This is a genomic window from Neobacillus kokaensis (assembly GCF_014656545.1).
GTDB classification, from domain to species: Bacteria; Bacillota; Bacilli; order Bacillales; family Cytobacillaceae; genus Neobacillus; species Neobacillus kokaensis.
Genome location: NZ_BNDS01000002.1, coordinates 49,080 through 70,224, shown reverse-complemented (window position 1 = coordinate 70,224; position 21,145 = coordinate 49,080). Strand labels below are relative to the sequence as shown.

Annotated in this window: 22 protein-coding genes; 14 read left to right on the top strand and 8 right to left on the bottom strand. The window is 38.6% G+C overall.

The window, feature by feature from the left end; genetic code table 11:
- Positions 1-209 precede the first annotated feature (209 nt).
- Together IE222_RS02810 and IE222_RS02805 are read right to left on the bottom strand one after the other, a co-directional pair.
- The gene (locus IE222_RS02810) at positions 210-1,103 is read right to left on the bottom strand and encodes a deoxyribonuclease IV (RefSeq protein ID WP_191269501.1); all 894 of its coding nucleotides are present in this window, start codon (positions 1,101-1,103) and stop codon (positions 210-212) included.
- 21 nt (positions 1,104-1,124) lie between these two features.
- Entirely contained in the window at positions 1,125-2,441 is a 1,317-nt protein-coding gene (locus IE222_RS02805) for a DEAD/DEAH box helicase (RefSeq protein WP_191269499.1), read from the bottom strand.
- Between the two features lie 306 nt (positions 2,442-2,747).
- On the opposite strand from IE222_RS02805, the gene vrrA reads away from it, so the two are divergent.
- Positions 2,748-3,437 carry a VrrA/YqfQ family protein gene (gene vrrA / locus IE222_RS02800; RefSeq protein WP_191269497.1) on the top strand — a complete coding sequence of 230 codons (690 nt, stop codon included), beginning with the start codon at positions 2,748-2,750 and terminating at the stop codon, positions 3,435-3,437.
- Between the two features lie 150 nt (positions 3,438-3,587).
- Positions 3,588-4,529, top strand: a complete 942-nt coding sequence (locus IE222_RS02795; RefSeq protein ID WP_191269495.1) for a 4-hydroxy-3-methylbut-2-enyl diphosphate reductase — start codon at positions 3,588-3,590, stop codon at positions 4,527-4,529.
- Between the two features lie 83 nt (positions 4,530-4,612).
- On the opposite strand, the gene IE222_RS02790 is transcribed toward IE222_RS02795, so the two are convergent.
- A complete protein-coding gene (locus IE222_RS02790) occupies positions 4,613-4,870 on the bottom strand; it encodes a DUF2624 domain-containing protein (protein ID WP_191269494.1) in 258 nt (85 codons plus the stop codon).
- A gap of 157 nt (positions 4,871-5,027) precedes the next feature.
- Between IE222_RS02790 and IE222_RS02785 the strand changes: the two genes are divergently transcribed.
- Genes IE222_RS02785 through zur form a run of 3 tightly spaced genes read left to right on the top strand, consistent with a single transcriptional unit; the run spans position 5,028 to position 7,070 of the window.
- Complete coding sequence (locus IE222_RS02785) at positions 5,028-5,801, top strand: metal ABC transporter ATP-binding protein (RefSeq protein WP_191269492.1); 774 nt, start codon at positions 5,028-5,030, stop codon at positions 5,799-5,801.
- On the top strand, positions 5,798-6,670 hold the full coding sequence (locus tag IE222_RS02780; RefSeq protein ID WP_191269490.1) for a metal ABC transporter permease: 873 nt from the start codon (positions 5,798-5,800) through the stop codon (positions 6,668-6,670). The genes IE222_RS02785 and IE222_RS02780 overlap by 4 nt, the downstream gene beginning before the upstream one ends.
- Positions 6,657-7,070 carry a zinc uptake transcriptional repressor Zur gene (gene zur, locus IE222_RS02775; protein WP_191269488.1) on the top strand — a complete coding sequence of 138 codons (414 nt, stop codon included), beginning with the start codon at positions 6,657-6,659 and terminating at the stop codon, positions 7,068-7,070. The genes IE222_RS02780 and zur overlap by 14 nt, the downstream gene beginning before the upstream one ends.
- Before the next feature lie 34 nt (positions 7,071-7,104).
- Here the strand turns inward: zur and IE222_RS02770 are convergent, their stop codons facing one another.
- The gene (locus tag IE222_RS02770) at positions 7,105-7,701 is read right to left on the bottom strand and encodes a 5' nucleotidase, NT5C type (protein ID WP_191269486.1); all 597 of its coding nucleotides are present in this window, start codon (positions 7,699-7,701) and stop codon (positions 7,105-7,107) included.
- Between the two features lie 193 nt (positions 7,702-7,894).
- Here IE222_RS02770 and IE222_RS26835 point away from each other — a divergent pair, with 193 nt between their 5' ends.
- Positions 7,895-8,434 carry a DUF308 domain-containing protein gene (locus tag IE222_RS26835; RefSeq protein ID WP_308435577.1) on the top strand — a complete coding sequence of 180 codons (540 nt, stop codon included), beginning with the start codon at positions 7,895-7,897 and terminating at the stop codon, positions 8,432-8,434.
- A gap of 60 nt (positions 8,435-8,494) precedes the next feature.
- Here the strand turns inward: IE222_RS26835 and ispG are convergent, their stop codons facing one another.
- The 4 genes from ispG to IE222_RS02745 form a co-directional block, all read right to left on the bottom strand.
- On the bottom strand, positions 8,495-9,595 hold the full coding sequence (gene ispG / locus IE222_RS02760; RefSeq protein ID WP_191270171.1) for a flavodoxin-dependent (E)-4-hydroxy-3-methylbut-2-enyl-diphosphate synthase: 1,101 nt from the start codon (positions 9,593-9,595) through the stop codon (positions 8,495-8,497).
- A gap of 109 nt (positions 9,596-9,704) precedes the next feature.
- Positions 9,705-10,040, bottom strand: a complete 336-nt coding sequence (gene yqfZ / locus IE222_RS02755; protein ID WP_191269484.1) for a protein YqfZ — start codon at positions 10,038-10,040, stop codon at positions 9,705-9,707.
- Between the two features lie 287 nt (positions 10,041-10,327).
- The gene (locus tag IE222_RS02750) at positions 10,328-11,101 is read right to left on the bottom strand and encodes a DUF1189 domain-containing protein (protein WP_191269483.1); all 774 of its coding nucleotides are present in this window, start codon (positions 11,099-11,101) and stop codon (positions 10,328-10,330) included.
- 110 nt (positions 11,102-11,211) lie between these two features.
- Entirely contained in the window at positions 11,212-11,907 is a 696-nt protein-coding gene (locus IE222_RS02745; protein ID WP_191269482.1) for a Crp/Fnr family transcriptional regulator, read from the bottom strand.
- A gap of 341 nt (positions 11,908-12,248) precedes the next feature.
- Between IE222_RS02745 and IE222_RS02740 the strand changes: the two genes are divergently transcribed.
- The 8 genes from IE222_RS02740 (at position 12,249) to pstB (IE222_RS02705) (ending at position 21,143) form a co-directional block, all read left to right on the top strand.
- Positions 12,249-12,857 (top strand): superoxide dismutase, encoded by a 609-nt coding sequence (locus IE222_RS02740; protein ID WP_191269481.1) that lies wholly within the window; start codon positions 12,249-12,251, stop codon positions 12,855-12,857.
- Positions 12,858-12,971: 114 nt separating this feature from the next.
- Positions 12,972-14,195: an MFS transporter gene (locus IE222_RS02735; RefSeq protein WP_191269480.1), complete on the top strand. Its 1,224-nt coding sequence runs from the start codon at positions 12,972-12,974 to the stop codon at positions 14,193-14,195.
- Positions 14,196-14,335: 140 nt separating this feature from the next.
- On the top strand, positions 14,336-16,471 hold the full coding sequence (locus tag IE222_RS02730; RefSeq protein WP_440590003.1) for a peptidoglycan D,D-transpeptidase FtsI family protein: 2,136 nt from the start codon (positions 14,336-14,338) through the stop codon (positions 16,469-16,471).
- A gap of 236 nt (positions 16,472-16,707) precedes the next feature.
- Positions 16,708-17,622, top strand: a complete 915-nt coding sequence (locus tag IE222_RS02725) for a phosphate ABC transporter substrate-binding protein (RefSeq protein WP_191269479.1) — start codon at positions 16,708-16,710, stop codon at positions 17,620-17,622.
- A 90-nt stretch (positions 17,623-17,712) separates the two neighbouring features.
- On the top strand, positions 17,713-18,636 hold the full coding sequence (gene pstC / locus IE222_RS02720; protein ID WP_191269478.1) for a phosphate ABC transporter permease subunit PstC: 924 nt from the start codon (positions 17,713-17,715) through the stop codon (positions 18,634-18,636).
- Positions 18,633-19,520 (top strand): phosphate ABC transporter permease PstA, encoded by an 888-nt coding sequence (gene pstA, locus IE222_RS02715; RefSeq protein ID WP_191269477.1) that lies wholly within the window; start codon positions 18,633-18,635, stop codon positions 19,518-19,520. Before pstC ends, pstA begins: the two co-directional genes overlap by 4 nt.
- 15 nt (positions 19,521-19,535) lie before the next feature.
- A complete protein-coding gene (gene pstB / locus IE222_RS02710) occupies positions 19,536-20,357 on the top strand; it encodes a phosphate ABC transporter ATP-binding protein PstB (protein ID WP_223282560.1) in 822 nt (273 codons plus the stop codon).
- 12 nt (positions 20,358-20,369) lie between these two features.
- Positions 20,370-21,143 carry a phosphate ABC transporter ATP-binding protein PstB gene (gene pstB, locus IE222_RS02705; RefSeq protein ID WP_191269476.1) on the top strand — a complete coding sequence of 258 codons (774 nt, stop codon included), beginning with the start codon at positions 20,370-20,372 and terminating at the stop codon, positions 21,141-21,143.
- Positions 21,144-21,145 lie beyond the last annotated feature (2 nt).

Genomic DNA, 21,145 nt, shown 5'->3' with positions numbered 1-21,145 from the left:
TGTTGCCCATAATTTAATGAAGTGGGAATCAATAACTAAAAATCAGTTAAAGGTAGCAGAAGAATAAGGGAAAAATAAGGGAGGATTTCCCCCTGGGGGGAGTAAATCTTTAAAATCTAAAAATAAAATGGATGAAAAAGGAAAATGACTCAAAAGAGTCGTTATTCAACGACCTTTTGAGTCAGCATCTTTACCTTTTGATTCTTTCTTTATGCTTGCATGATTTTATCCAGGAGGTCTTCATCAAACTGCTGGCTGCGAAACATGGAAATCTCAAATTGGTATGGAGCTTTTTTATTATTCTTATCTTCTCCGACAAATGGTGTTTCAAGGATTTTTGGTACCTCTGTTAATTGTGGATGATGGACAATATAGTTCAGCGCTTTAAACCCGATATGTCCAAATCCAATGTTTTCATGACGGTCCTTGCGCATCCCGATTGCATTCTTGCTGTCGTTGATATGAAGTACTTTAAGCTTGTCCAAACCAATAAGTTTGTCAAACTCTGTTAATACACCATCAAAATCTTCTGTGATATTGTAGCCTGCATCATGTGTATGACAAGTATCAAAGCACACTGACAATTTATCGTTATAATTTACGCCATCCATAATCATAGCAAGTTCCTCAAATGATTTTCCGCACTCGGAACCTTTACCTGCCATTGTTTCCAAGGCAATTTGAACTTGTTCTTTACCAGTTAAAACTTCATTAAGACCTTCCACAATTTTCTTTATTCCCGCTTCTGTGCCGGCTCCTACATGTGCACCAGGATGAAGGACGATTTGTTTAGCCCCGATTGCCTCAGTTCGATCAATTTCTTGACGCAAAAAACGAACGCCTAATTCGAACGTATCCGGATTAGTGGTATTCCCGATATTGATAATGTAAGGGGCATGGACAATTATTTCGTCAATTCCATGCTCCGCCATATGTTTTCTGCCCGCCTCAATATTTAAGTCTTCAATTTTCTTTCTTCTTGTATTCTGCGGAGCGCCGGTATAAATCATAAAGGTATTTGCTCCGTAGGAAACAGCTTCTTTACTTGAAGCAAGAAGCATTTCTTTGCCGCTCATTGAAACATGCGATCCTATTTTTAACATCCCATACCTCTCCAATCTAAATTATCTCTTTTTCTGATTCAATTTCCGCTGGCGTTTTTTGATTTTATCCATCTCGGCTTGCATTTTCTTTTTATAGCCCGGTTTTACCTTTTGCGGTTTTTTAACAATGGACTTAGCAAGTAAAGCTGCCTCATCCGCTTGCCTAACCCGTGTTTTTCGGCGGTTTCGATCTTCTAGATTAATAAAATCCCCATTTTTCAAATCAACATTTTGAAATTGAATCCCCATTTTTTCTAGGCGGATTAAGGCATCTTCATCAGATAAATCATAAATGGTTAAGGCGATGCCAGCACTTCCCGCCCTCGCAGTCCGTCCAACCCGATGAACATAAAAGTCTAAATCTGAAGGAAGTTCAAAGTTTATTACGTGGCTTACTCCTTCAATATCAATACCTCTTGAAGCAAGGTCTGTCGCCACAATATATTGGAATTCTAAATCTTGAATCTGTTTCATCATTTTTTTACGTTCTCTCGGGGTTAAATCACCGTGTACACGCCCTACCTTTAAACCCTTTTCACTTAAATAGTTCGCCACTTCTTCCGCCATTTTCTTTGTGTTTGTAAACACGATGGCTAAATAGGGATTATAGGCGAGAAGTGAATCATGAACAAGTTCTTTTTTATCGCGATGTCTTGATGGTAAAAGAAAATGATCCAATTTTTCCGCTGTTTTTCTTTTTGGTTCAATCTGAATTACTTTGGGGTTTTCCATGTATTTCTTTAAAAACGGCTTCAGCTTTTCCGGAATCGTAGCAGAGAAAACAAGCATTTGCAGATTTTCAGGCATTTTCGACGCTACTTTATCAACATCCTCAATAAAGCCCATATCAAGCATCATATCCGCTTCATCGACTACAAGAATCTGTGAAGTGTGGACAAATAGGGCTTGTTCCGCAGTTAGGTCATTAACTCGTCCGGGTGTTCCGACGACAATATGCGGCTGAACCTTCAGCTTGTCAATTGTCCGCTGTTTATCTGTTCCACCGATAAATAATTTAGTCATTATGGACTGTTCTGGTGCAGCATGTTCAGTTATTTTTACGATTTGTTGATATATTTGCGTTGCAAGCTCTCTTGTTGGTGCTGTGATGACAGCTTGAACTTCCCTTCGTTCCGGATTTATTTTTTCAAGGATTGGAAGAACATAAGCAAGTGTTTTCCCTGTTCCTGTTTGTGACTGTCCTATCGCACTCTCCCCACTTAAAACGAGAGGAATCATTCGCTCCTGTATTTCTGTAGGCTCGAAAAAGCCGAACCCTTGAATAGCATTCATAATAAATGGCTGAAACTTAAAACGTTCAAATCGATTGTCTTTCATCTAATTGCTCCTTATTTAAACGGATAGAATTTACGTATGAAAAAAACTTTCACTTTTCTTTCATCATGTAATTATAGTAAAGTTTCGTATAAATCTCCAGCTAACATGCATTATATTATCATCTTTTACTGCTTTTAAATTTTTAAACCGTTTTTTATACTGCTTCTGTGTAGAACACCTAAACATATTTAGGGTGGATGCATACTTTAAAACAAGGATAAAAATGTCATTTTCGTGTTTTTGGCAGGTAAAGTCTAATTCGCTTGTTTTCCTGTAAAGAACGAAATGACTGAAAGGAGGATTAATATGCTGCCAGGACCAAGAATGCCGATGCAAGGAGGAATGGGACCCGGATTATTTAGTGGAAGAAATCCAATGGGACCCGGACTTAATTTATTTGGAGGCGGTCGACCGCCCATGATGGGACCACAAGGGAATCCCTTCGGCGGCTTAATGGGTGGAGGTGCTCCACAAATGGGCCGTAGCGGTGGCGGATTGCTTTCTAGACTTTTAGGAAGAGGCGCTGGTGCAGGCGGATCTGGAGGATTTATGGGGCCAATGCAAGGAGCCGGGGGGATGATGGGCAGCGCTGGAAGAGCCGCCGGAGGTGGTGGTTTACTTCAGTCCCTATCCGGGTCAGGAGGCGGCGGCCTAGCAGGTTTCCTAAATAATACCCAGCAGGTAATCAAAACAGCGCAAACCATTGGCCCAATGGTTCAACAATATGGACCGTTAATTAGAAATCTGCCTGCCCTTTGGAAACTTTACAAGGGATTTAAAGACTCCCCAGATACTAAAGAAGAATCAACTGCTACAGCCAGCATCGAGTCATCCGATACGATTCAAAAGGAAAACACGACTTCAAAAACTTCTGTCAGGAGAACGAATCGAAAAGCCAGCCGGCAGACCAGAACAACAACCGGCCGCGAGCAGTCAAATTCAACCAGGGAATCTACAAGACAGAAAGGATCATCACTGCCAAAATTATATATATAACCTTAAGGTGTCAGGCACCATGTGAAAAATTTACATGGTGCCTGACACCTTCTTTGTTTTGCAGGAAAAAATGTATCTTTGTATTATTTCTATTAGTTATATATAATAAACATATAATCTATTAAATTAACCTTTCAGGGGGTTTAAATAATGCAGATCATTAAAATTTCACCGCGTGGTTATTGTTATGGTGTTGTTGATGCTATGGTGATTGCCAGAAATGCGGCTTTAGATAAAACATTGCCCAGGCCTATCTACATTTTAGGCATGATTGTTCACAATAAACATGTGACCGATGCTTTTGAGGAAGAAGGAATTATCACTCTTGATGGAAATAATCGTAAAGAAATTTTAGAAAAGGTAAATAACGGTACAGTTATTTTTACCGCACACGGAATCTCTCCAGAAGTCAGGGAACTAGCCAAGAAGAAAGGACTCGTCACCTTGGATGCAACATGCCCAGATGTGACAAGGACACATGACTTGATTGCCGAGAAAGCCAAAGAAGGCTACTACACAATTTATATCGGTAAAAAAGGGCATCCAGAACCTGAAGGGGCCCTTGGTGTGGCACCAGGGATGGTCTATTTAGTTCAAACTCCTGAAGATGTTGAAGCGTTGGATTTACAGCATGACAAATTGATTGTTACAAATCAAACGACAATGAGTCAATGGGATGTCCGCGAAACGATGGAAAAGGTGAAAGAAAAATATCCTCATGCAGAGGTGCATAATGAAATCTGCCACGCTACGCAAATTCGTCAGGAGGCAGTGGCAGAACAGGCGCCTGAGGCAGATGTAACGATCGTGGTAGGCGACCCGAAAAGTAACAACTCCAATCGCCTTGCCCAAGTATCTGAGGAAATTGCGGGAACTAAGGCCTACAGGATTGCGGATATTTCGGAATTGGAGATTGATTGGATTAAGAATGCAAAAGCGGTGGCTGTAACTGCAGGTGCCTCCACACCGACTCCGATTACAAAGGAAGTTATAACATTCTTGGAACAATTTGATCCAAACAATGAAGCAACTTGGGAAAGACGAAAAAATGTCCCATTAGCGAAAATTCTTCCAAAGGTAAAGAAAAATTAGCTCCAAACTCTATAAGTAGAACATAAAAAATGCACAAGAGTTTTCACAATCGAAGCTCTTGTGCATTTTATTATTATGCATTATTAATTTTTCACCAATTCCATAAATAATTTATTTACCTCTCGTGCAGTTTGCGGGCCGGCAGATTTGGCAATTTCTCTAATTAATTTAGAACGCTCCTGGTCATTAAAAATATTAATATTTTTTCCTCTTAAGTATTCAGCAATTTTCTTAGCCTGACTTTTGTTTACGATAATGTTAAATTGTTTAGCATACTTTAATAGTTCATCAGCAGTGATTGTATTAATTTTATGATTAATAATACTTTCGAAAATTTTCACCTTGATCACTCCTCCATGATAATTTATGAAGAAATGGAAGGAGTGTGACAATTGATTTGAACGGTAGAATTGCTTACTTTACAATCAGAAGGAGCTATTGTATACTACTTTAAGTTAAATCGGAATGATTCTTAAATTAAAGGTGAGAGTGCAAGATATGCAATCTATAATTGACATAAACCATTTATTTTACCGCTACGAAAAGGAACTTGTCCTTGATGATATCAACTTATCAATTCCTGAAGGGTCTTTTTTAGCGATTGTTGGTCCAAATGGGTCAGGTAAATCGACATTACTTAAGCTCATTTTAGGTCTGTTAAAACCTCAAAAAGGAACAATTGTGCTTTTTGGCCAGGACATCAGTAAATTTAAAGATTGGCAAAAGATTGGTTATGTTTCACAGAAGGCCAATTCCTTTAATACTGGTTTTCCGGCCACAGTCTTTGAAGTGGTGGCAAGCGGCTTAACAAAGCGAATCGGTATGTTTAAATTTTTTAAAAAGGAACATGCGGCTGCTGTAAACGCAGCATTAGAAGCTGTGGGCATGGAGCAATTTCGCTGCCGGAATATCGGTGAACTCTCGGGTGGCCAGCAGCAAAGGGTGTTTATCGCCCGCGCCCTTGTCAGTGATCCCAAGCTGTTAATTCTAGATGAACCGACAGTTGGAGTAGATGCTGAAAACGTTAATGCTTTTTATCAAATGCTGTGTGACTTAAATACAAATCGAGGGATTACCCTGCTCCTTGTGACACATGATATTGGGACAATTTCGGATAAGGTATCACATGTTGCCTGCTTAAATAAGCATTTGCACTTCCATGGTGAAACAACTGAATTCGAACAGATGAGAATGGAAGAGTTGTCAAAAACCTATGGTCACGATATACACCTGCTTTCACATCAACATGAACACGGGGGTGTTTTAAAGTGATTCAAGGGATTTTTCATTATGAGTTTTTGCAAAACGCCTTCTTGACAGGGATCTTAATTGGTTTTCTTGCTCCATTATTAGGCGTCTTCATCGTTGTCAGGAGATTGTCATTGATAGCCGATGCCCTTAGCCATGTTACTTTAGCAGGGATAGCAGCAAGCCTTTTAATTGAAAGAAAGTTTGCGGTGCTGGCCGGTTTAAATCCGCTTTACTTAGGTATGGTATTTTCGGTCGGCGGTTCATTATTTATTGAGAAGCTTAGAAGTGTCTACAAGCATTATCAGGAGCTGGCTATTCCTATTATTCTGTCCAGCGGGATCGGATTAGGAGTTATTTTTATCTCGCTGGCCAACGGTTTTAATACGGATTTGTTTAGCTATTTATTTGGCAGTGTGACAGCAGTTAGCAGAACCGATTTAGTCGTTATTTTTATTATTAGTGTTGTTGTTGTTGCATTGATTTTACTCTTATATAAAGAATTGTTTATTTTATCTTTTGATGAAGAGCACGCAAAAGCTTCGGGGATCCCTGCTAAAACGATTCATTTTATTTTTATTGTGATGGTAGCACTGGTGATAGCTGCTTCAATGAGAATTGTCGGTATTTTATTAGTATCGTCCTTGATGACCCTTCCTGTTGCAGCAAGTATCCGCATTGCCAAGGGATTTAAGCAGACTATTCTTTTCTCCGTCCTATTTGGGGAAATCTCAGTGCTTGGCGGGTTATTTTCAGCCTATTATTTAGATTTGGCTCCTGGTGGTACGATTGTCATAATTGCTGTATTGATTTTAATATTGACGATTTTTTCTAAAAAATGGATGATAAAAAGGCATGTGCAAAAGGAGATCGGGTTCCATGAACGTTCATGAGGCGATTCAATATTTAAAGGAAAATGGCTTTAAGCAAACTGGTAAAAGAGAAGACATGCTGCAAGTGTTTGCTGACAGTGATAAATATTTAACAGCGAAGGATGTTTTTGAGCAGTTAAAAGATGAGTATCCTGGGTTGAGCTTTGATACGATTTATCGCAATCTTGCTCTGTTTGTTAATATGGGGATTTTGGAGATGACGGAATTATCTGGGGAAAAACATTTTCGCTTTACCTGTACGGTTCATCAGCACCATCATCACTTTATCTGTTTATCATGCGGCAAAACAAAAGAAATTGAAACTTGCCCAATGGACGAATTAATTGAAAATTTAAAGGGATATGAAGTTTCGGGGCATAAATTTGAAATTTACGGAAGATGTCCCGAATGTACACAATAAAAAAACAGCTTGCGACTGCAAGCTGTTTTTTTATCTATGAAAAAGCTATCTGATATGGATTCTTCTGCTGAATTAACCAATTCTCAACCCACTTTAATGCTTCGTTCCAATTATTCACACGAATGACACCATTAGGAATTGGATCTTGGTTATAGGGAGTATCAAATAGTACGACAGGGATATGGCATTCCTCATGAATTGCGACGGCATTATCATGCTTATCCTCGAAAAAGATGTCGATATTGTGTTTCTTTGCCGTTTCTATTTTGTCATGTGAACCAATTAGTTCAATATGATCAAACGTCAAGCCATGGTCAATAAACCATTTTTCTGTAACCTCCAGTAAATGAGGGCCGCGGGCGCTGATGAAAAATAATTCATGCACGTTTTTCCATTTATTTAAAGCCTTCTTAGCTCCCGCTGCAATAGGTGAGCCTTGATAGATTATAGGTTCATTTTCCGAGAACCAGCTGGCAAACACATCGCTCGAAACATTGACGAATGGTGTTAAATCATATTGATTTATTTCTTCGTAGGTAATATTCATGTTAAATGCTTTATTAATAAAAGGAATAAGGGATGTTGGGCATGTAACCGTCCCATCTATGTCGATTCCAAATCTTTTTTTCATTATATGCTCCACCTTCAATGCTTTACGTTACTTTTAATTTTACCAAAGAAAAATGAATGATAAAGATAATTTTTTATAAAAATTTGTCGAAAAATGAAATAACTAACTATTTTAGTCAAACATTGACATAGTAAAAGGACTCGTTTGGTAAACAATAATAAATGCTCCTATTACTGAAAGCGAGGGATGCTAATTGGCAGATGAACGAGATACAAACGTGCAAGAAGCTTTCAAGGGTTCCTCGATTGGTGAGGGAATACCAAGTTATCCTTCTGATATGAGGGAGGAAGTTGCTTCTCATAACAATCTACCTGTACCAGCTCAAACCTCAAGCTTTAATGAAGAGACAGCCACGGAAATAGGTGCCTCGGTTCCACTTAGGGTTTCACTTAAGAAGGATGATGATGTACCGCAAAGAGGTGAGGCTGTTCCGATTCGGTCAAGGGATTATCAGGAAGAAACGGCTGCTGAGATTGCGGCTCCAGTTCCGGTATTCCGTGAAAGAGAGCGAGACGTCAACAGGGAAAGAGCTGCAGGCGGTGCAGGTTTAGGGACGGTTGCTTTAGCATTATCAATATTATCGCTGTTTGTATTGCCGATTCTTTTTGGTGCCGCTGGAATTGTACTTGGATTTGTGGCAAGAAAGAGAGGTGCCGAAGGACTTGGCGCTTGGGCAATTGGTATTGGAGCGGTATCGATTATTGTCGGTATCTTTATTCTTCCATTTTTCTAAAATTGGCCATATAATCATGGCTAAAAGAAAACCCGGTAGTTCTTACCGGGTTTTTTACATTTATTTAGATACCTTTTCTTCCTCTGCTTTTTTCTGAAAATATTCTTCTGCAATCTTGTCAATTTCTTTTTTCAATTCTTCAACCATTTGTGCTTCTGGTACTTTACGAACGATCTCGCCTTTTCTAAATAACAGGCCTTCACCTCGGGCACCGGCGATGCCGATATCAGCTTCACGTGCTTCACCAGGTCCGTTAACGGCACAGCCGAGAACTGAAACTTTAATTGGTGCTTTAATATTTGAGATATATTCTTCGACTTCATTGGCAATGCTGATGAGATCGATTTCGATCCTTCCGCATGTTGGACAGGAAATCAATGTTGCTGCGTTTGATGAAAGATGGAATACTTTTAATAGTTCCCGTGCTACTTTCACCTCTTCCACTGGATCTGCACTTAAGGAGACACGAAGCGTATTTCCAATTCCTTTACTAATGATAGCTCCAAGGCCTGCAGCACTTTTAACTGTGCCGGAGAATAATGTTCCTGATTCCGTAATCCCTAAATGCAGCGGATAATCAAATGCTTGAGCTGCTTTTTCATATGCTTCAATGGCAAGATTAACATCAGATGCCTTCATTGAAACAATAATGTCGTGAAAATCTAAGTCCTCAAGAATTTTGATATGATGAAGGGCGCTTTCTACCATTCCATCAGCGGTTGGATAACCGTACTTATCGAGGATTCTTTTTTCTAATGAACCAGCATTCACACCGATTCGAATTGGAATACCGCGTTCTTTAGCAGCTTTAACGACAGCTTCTACTTTTTCCCGTCTGCCGATATTGCCGGGGTTAATTCTGATTTTATCTGCACCGCCCTCTATTGCCTTGAGAGCTAACTTGTAATCGAAGTGAATATCAACGACAAGCGGAATATTGATCCGTTTTTTGATATCAGCAATGGCATTTGCGGCACGCTCATCCGGACATGCAACACGAACAATTTGGCAGCCTGCATCTTCTAACCGTTTAATCTCGGCAACTGTTGCCTCGACATCATGTGTCTTGGTTGTTGTCATGCTTTGAATAATTATTTCATTATTCCCGCCGATTGTTAAATTGCCAACTTTAATCGGACGGGTTTTAGTACGATGTATAATTTCACCCACGTGTAATTCGCCCCTTTAAATGATTTCAATAAGCAGGGATAAAAACAAATCAATGATATTGTATCAATGTTCCTCTATTTTTGACAAGAATAAGGTTTCCTCATCTTAGTTTCCCGTAATCCGGAAAATGATATGTAGAACCTATTTGAATTTTTTCCGGGGATTTCCCAGGGTTTAAAATTTTGAAGTCGTTGATTAAATCGGTAATAGAGACCGGTAGTGATTTGCCTAGCTCGTGCTCAACTATGGAAATAACAGTTTGTCCTGGCTTAACTGTAGCTTGAAAAGAAGGTAAGTCAACTGTAGGTTTTTGAATAGTTGTTTTAACTGCTTCTTCCTGGGTTACCGCGGAGGAGGGCAGGGTGCCGACGGTTAAATCGAAATAAATAACGTAAATGACTAATACAGCGAATAGGATTCCAACTAAATTCTTCATCGGACAGGCCTCCATAAGTGAATTTGTACATACGTATGCTTGTCCGTGTATAAATAGAACAAAAAAAAGCAGCTTAAGGCTACTCTAATTGTAGAGACAGGGTATTTTTCTCGGCTGTTTTTCATTTTATCAGAACATAATATGTATTTATTAAAAGATTGTCCCTGCTAACTGGCCCGTTGAAAGGCCTATATTTTAATAAGATTATAGTAAATTAACGCGGCGAATTGTTAAAGAAATTATATAAAATAAAAGGCTATCGAAAGTTTTTCGACAGCCTGAGCAGCTTAAGCTGCTTTTTTAGGTCTTGGAATTTCTTTAATTGCTAATAGTAAAACGATAATGGCGACAAACCAGTTGATGAAGAAGGTATTAGGAACTGTTGTCTTTAGCGCTGCCATAATAGTGAAAAATAAAGTCGGAAGTGTTTCACTATAGGCTGCCATTCTCCACAAATGGCGGTAGGTAAGCTTTCTTCCGGCTAAGTTTTTTAATGCTAAACCAATAAGGGCAAGAATGGAAACTTCAATAAAGCTTGATGCGCTTGAAAATAAATAAATGAAAATCGAAATAACCGGTATGATGATTCCCTTTAAGCCACTGATACTATCAATTAAATTAAGAAGTTCATTATTATTGATGTTCAGTCCTTCCATCATCGAATATGCATAAGTTTCACTTTGCCCGCCGGCTGCTAAGACAAATTCATCCTTTAATAGTCCAAAGGCATTTCCTTCATTAGCAACATCTTCTGAGGAAATAGTTCCTGTAGGATCGAGAAAAAAGGTAAAACCTTCGTTATTAATGGTAACCGGCACTTCTGTCTTTGCTGATAATTGACCATTTTTAATAGAAAAATCAGGAGCTTCCTCTTGAATAAAAGCTTTTGCAGAATCAAGTCCAGTAGATAATGCTGAGCTTAAATAAACAATGGAAGGTAAAACTGATATAAAAGTTAAGAGGAAAACATAAAGGATGGTTTTCCCAATTCCTTGAAAACGAAATAAGGCAATATCCCTTGGGGAATAGATACTTTTGACTAGCTGCTTAAAAATATTCATAAAGACCACCTTAAAATAGATTCACCATTCTATTTTAGCCTTTGTCCAGATGATATACAAGAATGAGCTCAAACGAGTAACCGCCGTCCTACTGAAGGCGGCGGTTAACATTAATTAATTCCACAAATTTCGTATGAGCAGTTTTGACAATCGACTGCTTCTTTCAAATATCCCAGGTTGTTGATTGTGAATTTTTGGTTTTCATAGGTAATCACACCTATTTCCCGTAAATCTTTTAACGAACGCTGGACGACTTCTCTTGTCCCATAGGTTAAATTGGCTAATTCCTGGTGTGTTAAAGGCAAATCAATAAGAATTCCATCCTTGGTCATGACTCCATATGAATTACATAAGCGGATTAGAATCGAATATAGGCTGCCTTTTTTACCATTCATAATCAAGTCTTGGCATTTCATTTGTGCTTTTAGGTAGCCAGTGCTTAACCAGGAAACAAGCGCATTCATGGCTTCTGTATCTGTTAACACATAGTCTTCAAACAACTCTCTTTTTATCATTAGAAGTTCGCAATCTGTCAGCGTTTTTGCATAAAATTGATAATGAGGATTTGCTTTAAATAATGGATATTCAATAATTACTTCTTGTTCATTTAATAATTTTAGGATAAACTCTTTTCCCCGTAAATGAACCCTTCCAAGGGCAATGCTTCCGGTTATTAACAGGTAAATATATTGAACGGAATCTTTCTCCTGAAACAGGACTGAACCTGCTTTTACCTTTTGAACAGGAGCGATTTTTTTGAAAAATTGCAGCAATAAATGATTAATAGAATAGCTGGTTTCATCCATCTGTGTCACTCCTCTAGTACCTTTGTAACTTGATTAAAAGAAATTGCTATTATATTGTCAATATGGATATTACATAAAATGGAAACTGTTTCTCGGACATATAACAAAAAGTACAGATAGCATGCAGTTTAGATCAATCATGACAATTTTTCGAAAGATGAATTAACCGAATAAATTCTGGGGTTATGGATATTTTAAATATGGTGAAACAAAGCTTTTTATTTGAATCTCATGGTTAACTTTGGTATCTTAAAAGTAACGCTTTAGAAGAATTCTTAAATCATAATTCTTTTAAGATGACGGCTAAAGCCAAAAAATATATTACATAGGAGGAATTATCCATGGCATTTGAATTACCAAAATTACCTTATGCAGAAGATGCACTAGAACCACACATTGATAAAGAAACAATGAACATTCACCACACAAGACATCACAACACATATGTGACTAATTTAAACAATGCCCTAGCTGGTAATGAAGAATTGCTTTCTAAATCAGTTGAAGAAGTTATTTCTAATTTAGATGCAGTTCCTGAAGCAGCTCGCACTGCAGTTCGTAACAACGGCGGCGGTCATGCTAACCACTCATTGTTCTGGACAATTCTTTCTCCAAATGGCGGAGGCGCACCGAGTGGTGAACTAGCTGATGCGATTAACAGCAAATTTGGCAGCTTCGAAAACTTCAAAGATGAGTTTACAAAGGCAGCTACAACTCGTTTCGGTTCCGGCTGGGCTTGGCTTGCTGTAAACAACGGCGAATTAGAAGTAACAAGCACTCCAAACCAAGATAATCCTTTGATGGAAGGTAAAACTCCAATCCTTGGTCTTGATGTGTGGGAGCATGCTTACTATTTAAAATATCAAAACAAACGCCCTGACTACATTGGCGCATTCTGGAATGTAGTAAACTGGGATGAAGTTGCTAAACTTTACAGCGCAGCAAAATAATTTAATCCTTAAATAAAAAAGGCAGCCTCGGCTGTCTTTTTTTATTTCCCTTAAATGTGAATAAGAACAATGGCCTTGTTGAAAACTACCTGTTAAGAAAAAGGGGAGTTTTTGATGGCAAAAAAGTTTAAATTTCTAGGTGATGTCGAGTTAACAAAAGACTTATCATTATTACTATTTATCGGTGGTTTATATTCACTAAGTGTGGCACTGTCGAATACATTTGTGAACATTTACTTATGGAAACAAACGGGCAAGTATTCGGACCTGGCTCTGTATAATTTGGCAGTTGTTGTGCTGCAGCCTTTAACCTTTATTTTGGCAGGGCGGTGGGCAAAAAAAATTGACCGGGTTATTGTTCTAAGAATTGGTGTTATATTTTTGGCGCTTTTTTATCTTTCTGTACTAATAACTGGTACAAGGGCAGCGGATTTTTTACTAGTTCTAGGCGGCCTTCTAGGAATAGGTTACGGCTTTTATTGGCTTGCTTACAATGTGTTAACCTTTGAAATTACGGAACCGGAAACTAGGGATTTTTTTAACGGGTTTTTGGGAATTTTATCTTCCTTTGGAGGAATGATTGGCCCTATAGCCGCCGGAATTATCATTACAAGATTCGAGAAGTTTACCGGTTATACGATTGTATTTGGTTTATCCTTATCACTATTTGCATTAGCCGTTTTCTTGAGCTTTTCGTTGAAGCCGCGGCCGGCACATGGAGATTACTGTTTTATAAGAATCTTTGAAGAAAGAAAACAAAATAAAAATTGGCGTCTTGTTACAAACGCCCACTTCTTTCAAGGATTAAGAGAAGGAACGTTTCTATTTGTTATCTCAGTATTTGTTTATATATCCACGGGCAGCGAAATGGCCCTAGGTACATACGGGCTGTTGAATTCGGGAATCTCATTTATTGCTTACTTTCTCGCCTCGAGACTTATTAAAAAGAATTTCCGTAAAAAGGCGATTCTCATTGGCGGAATACTGCTTTATGCCGCTGTCATTTTAATTGTCTGGGAAGTTACCTATGCAAAATTATTAATTTATGCAGGTATTATTGCCATTGCCTATCCGCTTCTCCTCGTTCCTTATATTTCAACTACATATGATGTGATCGGTTTAGGGTGGAAGGCAGCTGAGATGAGAATTGAATACATCGTTGTCCGTGAGATTTTCTTGAATATTGGCAGGGTGGTATCAATTCTTGCTTTTCTTGTAGCGATCACTTTATTCAATGAAGAAAAAAGTATACCCATCCTGTTGTTAGTTTTGGGCGCTGGACATACAATCATTTATTTTTTCATGAAACGAATTTCTTTACCTATACCAACGCGATGAGTTAAAAGAGCTCATCGCTATTTTCTTTATTCTCCTATTATAAAAAAATTGGCAAGGGTTCTTCATAGAAAAAAGCTGCTTAATCAGCTAAAATAGAACATGGTTATGAAAATGCTTTGAAAAGGATGTGTTGATCAACATTGAATAAAAAGAAAAAAAAGAAAAAGTCACATGTTCCTTTTCGCTTGAACATGTTATTCTTTGTTGTGTTTTTATTGTTTTCCATATTAATTCTTCGTCTTGGTGAGATACAGATTGTATTTGGTGATGATTTTAAACGGGAAATTGAGCGGACGGAAGATATTACTGTCAGCAATCCAGTACCGCGTGGAAAAATGTTTGACCGTAGTGGTAAAGTTATAGTGGATAATACCCCGTTGAACGCGATTACCTATACAAAATATCAAAATACAAGTCAAACGGAAATGGTGAAGACAGCAGAGAAACTTGCCAAAATCATGGATGTTGACACTAAAAAAGTTAGAGACCGCGATAAAAAAGACTATTGGATCATAAAAAATCCTGAGCAAGCAAAGGAGCTAATCACGGAAAAAGAATGGTCTTTATATGACAATAAAAAATGGGATTATAAGAAAATCTATAATTTGCAGCTTGATAGAATCAAAGAATCTGAGATTAATCATTATACAAAAGAAGAAATCAAAGCTATAGCAATTTTTAAAAAAATGAACAGCGGCTATGCGCTGGCCCCGCAAATTGTTAAAAATAAGGATGTAACCCCACAAGAATTTGCGGCTGTTAGTGAAAATTTGGAAAACCTTCCTGGTGTTGACACCACAACTGACTGGGAACGAAAATATGTATTTGGTGATACGTTAAAAACCATTTTAGGAAAAGTTTCTTCATCAGAAGAAGGGCTTCCAAAAGAAAGTCTTGAAAAATATATGGCAAAGGATTACAGCCGTAATGACCGTGTCGGTAAAAGTTATCTTGAATATAAATACGAAGACGTATTACATGGACAAAAGGCAAAGGTGATTAATAAAACAGATAAAGCTGGAAATGTCTTATCACAAGAAGTCGTCTCAGAAGGTCAGCGTGGTAAAGACCTTGTCTTAACAATTGATGCCGAGCTTCAGAAAAAGGTTGAAAATATTATTGAGGATGAAATGTGGAAAGCCAAAAGACAATATGGCAGTACTGGTTTATTGGATCGCGCCTTTGTTGTCTTAATGGATCCGCATACGGGTGAAATCCTCTCTCTTGCTGGAAAAGAGCTCATCAGGGATAAAGAGACGGGTAAACTCGAAATGCAGGACTATGCCCAAGGAACGTTTACAACCTCTTATAATGTTGGGTCTACCGTGAAGGGAGCAACAATATTAACAGGGTATAAAACTGGAGTGATACACCCAAATGATTATTTATTGGACGCACCAGTAAAAATTAAAGATACACCGGCAAAAAAATCGTGGAGAAACTTTGGAAATATAAATGACCTAACGGCACTTCAAGTGTCATCGAACGTTTATATGTTTAAAACGGTACTTAAAATTGCCGGGGGACATTATGTGTATAATCAACCAATAGATATTAATTCGGCAGCCTTTAATACTATCAGAAAATCATTCAGTCAGTTTGGCCTTGGCGTAAGAACTGGAATTGACCTGCCTAATGAGATGACCGGTTACCCAGGTTCCGAAACACTTCCTGGTAAACTGATGGACCTTGCCATCGGACAGTATGACACGTATACACCGATCCAACTTGCACAATATGTTTCGACGATTGCTAATGGCGGTAATCGGATGCAGCCGCATGTCGTCAAGGAAATCCGCGAACCAGTCATGGATAAGGAGGAATTAGGTCCAGTAATCGAAGAGATTCAACCTAAAGTATTAAACCGACTTGACATGAAAGATGAATGGATTAAGAGGGTGCAACAAGGCTTCCACATGGTCATGCAGACCAGTAATGGTACAGCTTCTGGCTATTTTAAAGGAAAGTCCTATGATCCTGCCGGAAAAACAGGGACAGCTCAAGCGTTTTATTACGGTTCTGAACGCAGTAGATGGGGAACACCAGTTATGAACTTAAGTCTTGTCAGCTTTGCCCCATATAATAATCCGGAAGTGGCCATGGCGGTTGTAGTACCGTGGGCATATCAGGGAAGTGGCCCTTCTATAAATAATACAATCGGTCAACAAGTCATGGATGCTTATTTTGACCTAAAGAAAGAACGGCAAACAGATAAAGGAAAAAAATCGGAAGAACAAAATCCAGAAAATAATGATACAAATCAGTCCGATCAATAATAATTTTGAAAAACCTGTCTCGAATTGGAGGCAGGTTTTTTGTTTAAGGAAATACATAGTTTGAATGAATTTTGCAAAAGATGATAGTAATGTTAATAAAGTGATTTACAAAAACTCAATATTTATTTACAAAACCTTTACAATTCATTAAAACAAGCTTTACAGTCTTCCTTTATTCTAAAACATGTAAAGCAGACAAACATAAACATAACAATAACCTTAGGGGGAATACAGCAATGAAAAGTTTAAAAAAATTAAGCCTGCTAACAGTATTAGCCGCGTTAATGGTATTTATGGCTGCATGTGGAGGCGGAGCTTCTAATGGAACAGATAAAAAAGATAATGCAGATAAAAAAACTGATGAACTTTCTGGCTCACTCGTCATTTCTGGTTCATCAGCAATGCAGCCATTAGTGGCAGCTGCTGCCGAAGAATTTATGGCTGAAAATCCTAAAGTAGATATTCAAGTCAATGCCGGCGGTTCTGGTACAGGCCTTTCGCAAGTAGCTGAAGGATCTGTGCAAATCGGTAACTCAGACGTTTTTGCTGAAGAAAAAGAAGGTATTCCAGCTGACCAGCTTGTTGACCATAAAGTAGCGGTTGTAGGTATGACTGCTGCCGTTAATCCTAAAGTTGGTATTAAAGATATTAAAAAAGAAGATTTAATTAAAGTATTCACTGGCAAAATCACGAACTGGAAAGAACTTGGCGGAGCCGATCAAAAGATTGTTCTTGTAAACCGTCCTGACTCTTCAGGGACACGTGCAGTATTCAATCAATTTGCACTTGATGGGGCGACACCTGCTGAAGGTATTACGGAGGATTCATCTAATACAGTCAAAAAGATTATTAATGAAACAGAAGGTGCTATTGGATACCTTGCTTTCTCATACTTCACTGATGATTCTGTGACACCACTTGCGATTGATGGTGTGGAACCAACTGAAGAAAATGTACAATCCGGTAAATTCCCAGTGTGGGCTTACCAGCATTCGTATACAAAAGGTGAAGCAGAAGGACTAGCAAAAGCGTTCTTAGACTATCTAATGTCAGATGATATCCAGAACACTCTTTTAAAAGAACAAGGATATCTGCCTGTGACTAAAATGAAGGTTGAACGCGATGCTAAGGGGAATCAAAAAGATATCTAATATCAACAACCGATGAAAATTTAAAAATATGGGGTAAATGCAGTAGGCGTTTACCCTATTATGACGTATTTAAGAGGAGTTTGGTTTAATATGGAAAAGCTTCTTCCTGCAAGAGAGAGGCTGCTTAAATCAAAGAAAAGCAGTCTTGATGGGGAATTTCGCGGAAAAATAATGGTCATTTTGTGTGCAGTTTTGATGATATCAGCCACGATTGCGATTACCATTTTCCTAGGGACAAAAGGGCTTCAATCCTTTACCAAGAACGGCATTAGTATTATAGAATTTTTAACAAGTACAAAATGGAATCCAACTGATAAAGCGAACCCGGCATATGGTGTTCTTCCGTTTATTTTTGGGTCTTTTGCGGTAACTTTTTTGTCTGCACTTATTGCTGCTCCACTAGGGATTGGCGGAGCAATATTTATGACAGAAATTGCTCCATCATGGGGAAGAAAAATCCTTCAGCCAGTGGTAGAGCTGCTCGTTGGTATTCCATCCGTCGTATACGGATTTATTGGACTGACTGTTTTAGTTCCATTTATTAGAGAACATGTTGGCGGCTTGGGTTTTAGTTTACTTTCTGGAACTATCGTTCTTGCCATCATGATATTACCTACCATTACCACCATAGCGACGGATGCAATGAGTTCGCTCCCAAACCATCTACGTGAAGGATCGTTAGCTTTAGGTGCAACAAGATGGCAGACCATTCGAAAAGTATTAGTACCTGCCGCTTTGCCTTCATTGCTAACCGCGATTATTCTTGGAATGGCAAGGGCATTTGGTGAAGCTTTAGCCGTTCAGATGGTAATCGGTAACGTAAGGAATTTGCCGTCAAGTATTTTGGATGCATCGGCAACATTAACAACTATTATTACGTTAAATATGGGACACACCACATATGGCAGCGTGGAGAATAATACGCTCTGGTCAATGGGTCTAATATTATTAATCATGTCCTTTGCATTCATACTCCTCATTCGTTATCTATCATCTAGGAGGAAAGTACGATGAATAGTAAAACAGCCGACCGCATAGCGACAGGGGCTTTTATAGCCATCGCAATTATAATCGTTTCTATTCTTGCTGGACTATTTTTCTATATTTTTATTAACGGATTAAAATATATTTCATTTGATTTTTTAACAACCCCTTCGAGTAATGTGCGGGCAGGCGGAGGAATCCGCGACCAATTATTTAATTCGTTTTATATCCTTTTCATTACAATGCTGATTACAGTACCAATCGGGATAGGCGGCGGGATTTACATGGCCGAATATGCCAAGCCAGGAAAAGTAACAGACTTGATTCGGACTTGTATTGAAGTGTTATCGTCTTTGCCATCAATTGTCATTGGGATGTTTGGTTTATTAGTTTTTGTTAATACAACAGGCTGGGGCTATACAATTTTAGGTGGTGCCTTGGCGTTAACGGTGTTTAACCTGCCAACAATGGTACGTACGACGGAAGATGCCATCCGTGCTGTACCTCGTGATTTAAAAGAAGCTAGTCTAGCTTTGGGTATTACTCATTGGCATACGATTAAAACTGTTATTTTACCTACGGCCTTTCCATCGATATTAACAGGGGCTATATTAGCTTCTGGCCGGGTATTTGGTGAAGCTGCAGCGCTGCTATTTACTGCTGGATTATCGACACCAAGACTAGACTATGCAAACTGGAATCCTTTTTCTGAACAATCTCCATTGAATATTTTTCGCCCGGCCGAGACGCTGGCGGTTCATATATGGTCTGTAAATACACAAGGGTTAATTCCTGATGTAGAGGCAGTATCCAGCGGTTCTGCTGCAGTCCTCGTCATATCAGTATTAATATTTAATTTAGGGGCCCGCTGGATTGGAAGTATTATTCATAAGCGTGTAACCGCAACTAAATAAAAAGGTGGGAGTCAGATGGTGACAGCCATAAAGGAGAGAATAACCTTGGATGTAACGGCTCAAGAGTATAGGGAATTTCAGCCGGAACATATTTTAACGGTAAAGAATTTAGAAATCTTTTACGGGGAAAAGCGTGCGGTTAATGGGATTTCGATGGACATCGGAAAAAACAACGTAACTGCATTAATTGGCCCATCAGGCTGCGGAAAGTCCACCTTTTTACGGAGCATAAATCGGATGAATGACTTAATTCCTGGAGCAAGAGCTGAAGGAGAAATCCTGTACGAAGATCTCAATATTTTGTCAGATGATATTAATGTAGTGGCATTACGCAAGGAAATTGGGATGGTGTTTCAAAAGCCAAATCCCTTTCCAAAGTCCATATATGAAAATATTACTCATGCCCTTAAATTTGCAGGGATGAAAAAGAAAAGCGTGTTAGATGAAATAGTTGAAGAAAGTTTACAAAAAGCGGCATTGTGGGATGAAGTGAAAGACAGGCTTCATAAATCGGCTTTATCCCTTTCTGGCGGACAGCAGCAGCGGCTTTGCATTGCCCGAACAATTGCCATGAAACCAACTGTTATCCTGCTTGATGAACCATCATCTGCACTCGACCCTATTTCAAATGCAAAAGTTGAGGACTTAATTGTTGATTTAAAAAAGGATTACTCGATTATTATTGTTACTCATAATATGCAGCAGGCATCCCGAATTTCTGACAAAACAGCGTTCTTTTTGAGCGGTGATTTAATTGAATATGATGATACTGAAAAAATCTTCACCAATCCATCTGTTCAAAAGACAGAGGAATACATTTCCGGTCGTTTCGGATAAGGGGGAAAATAAATGGCGATCCAGACATTAACAAGAGATATCTTTGATGTAAAAGACCTTAATCTATGGTATGGTGATCACCATGCCTTAAAGGGCATTAACTTTCCCATTCAGAAGAAAGAAGTAACGGCCATGATTGGTCCTTCAGGGTGCGGGAAGTCAACTTTTTTAAAGACCCTTAATCTAATGAATAAAATGATACCGAGTGTCAAAATTACCGGGGAAGTCAATTTTGACGGTCAAAATATCCTAAATCCGAAAACAGACTTGGTAGAATTGAGAAAACATGTTGGCATGGTCTTTCAAAAGGGAAATCCATTTCCACAATCGATTTTTGATAATGTAGCTTATGGCCCGAGAATCCATGGAATCAAGAAAAAGAAGCATCTTGATGAAATTGTCACCAAAGCTTTAATGGATGTGGCGCTATGGGACGAGGTAAAGGATCGATTATCTGCACCGGCGCTCGGATTATCAGGTGGACAGCAGCAAAGATTATGTATAGCAAGAGCCTTAGCGACAAAGCCGGATGTTTTGTTAATGGATGAACCAACCTCAGCATTGGATCCAATTTCTACTTTGAAAATTGAAGAACTGATTTTTGAGTTAAAAGAGAAATATACAATTGTCATCGTGACACACAATATGCAACAGGCAGCAAGGGTTTCTGATAAGACAGCTTTCTTCTTAATGGGGGAATTAATTGAATGTGATGATACGGCTAAAATTTTCTCCATGCCAAAGGATTCACGGACGGAAGACTATATTACAGGAAGATTTGGGTGATG